Source organism: Kitasatospora sp. NPDC097643, assembly GCF_040302625.1.
Taxonomy (GTDB): domain Bacteria; phylum Actinomycetota; class Actinomycetes; order Streptomycetales; family Streptomycetaceae; genus Kitasatospora.
The window spans coordinates 1-2,251 of the sequence record NZ_JBEOSA010000160.1 but is presented as its reverse complement, the minus strand read 5'-3'; the positions used below and the strand labels follow the sequence as shown (position 1 = coordinate 2,251).

Genomic DNA, 2,251 nt, shown 5'->3' with positions numbered 1-2,251 from the left:
CGAACGCCGCCCGGCCCGTCGCCAGCGAGAAACCCAGATCCGCCACACTCGGCGCACCATCGCCCTCGACCACCGCCACCAGCCCCGCCACCTGCCCCGCAAGCGCCTCCGGGCTCCGCGCCGAAAGCACCACCGGCACCACCGGCGACAGCGACGGCACAACCGCGGCCGAGGGCACCTCGTCCACCAGGGGAGCCTGCTCCAGCACGGCATGCGCATTGGTGCCGCTGAAGCCGAACGAGGAGATGCCCGCACGGCGCGGCTCACCGGTCTCCGGCCAGTCGACGTTCTCGGTCGCCAGCGCGACGGCGCCGGCCGACCAGTCGACGTGCGGGGACGGCGCATCCACGTGCAGGGTCCGCGGCAGCACCCCGTGCTGCATCGCGAGCACCATCTTGATCACACCGGCGACACCGGCCGCAGCCTGGGTGTGCCCGATGTTCGACTTCACCGACCCCAGCAGCAGCGCACGGCCGTCCCGACGCTCCTGACCGTACGTCGCGAGCAGAGCCTGCGCCTCGATCGGGTCACCCAGACGCGTGCCCGTGCCGTGCGCCTCCACCGCGTCGATCTGGTCCGCCGTCAGCCCGGCACTGGCCAGGGCCTGACGGATCACCCGCTGCTGCGACGGACCGTTCGGCGCCGTCAGACCGTTCGACGCACCGTCCTGGTTCACCGCAGAGCCACGGACCACCGCGAGTACCGGGTGCCCGTTCCGCCGGGCATCCGAAAGCCGCTCCACCAGCAGCATGCCCGCGCCCTCACCCCACGCCGTGCCGTCGGCGGCCGCGGAGAACGCCTTGCACCGGCCGTCGGCGGCGAGACCGCGCTGCCGGCTGAAGTCGAGGAAGGTGTCGGGGGTGGCCATCACGGTGACGCCGCCGGCGAGGGCGAGCGTGCACTCACCGTTGCGCAGCGCCTGAACGGCCAGGTGGAGGGCGACCAGCGAGGAGGAGCAGGCGGTGTCGACGGTGACCGCCGGCCCCTCCAGGCCGAAGGTGTACGAGAGGCGGCCGGAGACGACGCTCGCGGCCGTGCCGACGCCGAGGTGGCCCTCGAGCTCCTCGGGCGAGCTCATCAGCAGGGCGAGGTAGTCCTGGCCGTTGGTGCCGGCGAAGACGCCGGTGCGGCTGCCGCGCACGGTGGCCGGGTCGATGCCCGCACGCTCGAAGGCCTCCCAGGACGTCTCCAGCAGCAGCCGCTGCTGCGGGTCCATGGCGAGCGCCTCGCGCGGCGAGATGCCGAAGAACGCGGCGTCGAACTCGGCCGCGTCGTGCAGGAAGCCGCCCTCGCGGGTGTAGATCGTGCCGACCCGGTCGGGGTCCGGGTCGTAGAGGGTGTCGGTGTTCCAGCCGCGGTCGGTCGGGAGCCCGGACATTGCGTCGCCGCCGCCGACGAGCAGCTGCCAGAGCTGCTCGGGCGAGGCGACGCCGCCGGGGAAGCGGCAGCTCATGCCGATGATCGCGATCGGCTCGTCGTCGGCGGCCGTACGGGCGGTGCGCTCGGCGACGGCGGCGGGCTGGTGGCCCACGAGTTCGGTGCGGAGGTGGTCGGCGAGCGCAGCGGCGGACGGGTAGTCGAAGACGAGGGTGGTGGGCAGGCGCAGCCCGGTGGCGGCGGCCAGGCGGTTGCGGAGTTCGACGGCGGTCAGCGAGTCGAAGCCCAGCTCCTTGAACGCCCGGCCGGCCTCGACCTGGTCCGTGCCGGAGTGGGCGAGTACGGCCGCGACGGTGGTGCGGACGAGGTCGAGCATGACGCGCTGCTGTTCGGCGGCCGGGAGGCCGGCGAGGCGGTCGGCCTGCGAGGAGCTGACGGCGGCAGCGCCGGACGCCACGGTGGCCGCGGCCGCGACCTGGCGGGCCTCGGGGATCTCGTCGAAGAGCGTGGTGGGTCGGACGGCGGTCAGGCCGGGCAGGAAGCGGTCCCAGACGATGTCCGCGACGGTGAGGGCACCGTCGCCGTGCTCGACGGCCTGCCGGAGAGCGGCCATCGCCAGGGGCGGGGCCATCGGCGGGACGCCGTCGCGGTGCAGGCGCTGCTCGACGGTGCCGTCGGCAGCCATGCCGCCCTGTGCCCACGGGCCCCAGGCGATCGAGGTGGCGGGCAGGCCGTCGGCCCGGCGCTGCTCCGCGAGCGCGTCCAGGTAGGCGTTCGCGGCCGCGTAGTTACCCTGCCCGGCACTGCCCACCGAACCCGCCATCGACGAGAACAGCACGAACGCCGACAGATCATGCCCGACCGTCAACTCGTG

Annotated in this window: 1 protein-coding gene; it reads right to left on the bottom strand. The window is 74.0% G+C overall.

Annotated elements, in window-relative coordinates; translation table 11 throughout:
• On the bottom strand, positions 1–2,251 hold a 2,251-nt coding region (locus ABTY15_RS39565; RefSeq protein ID WP_350607610.1), incomplete at both ends, for a type I polyketide synthase.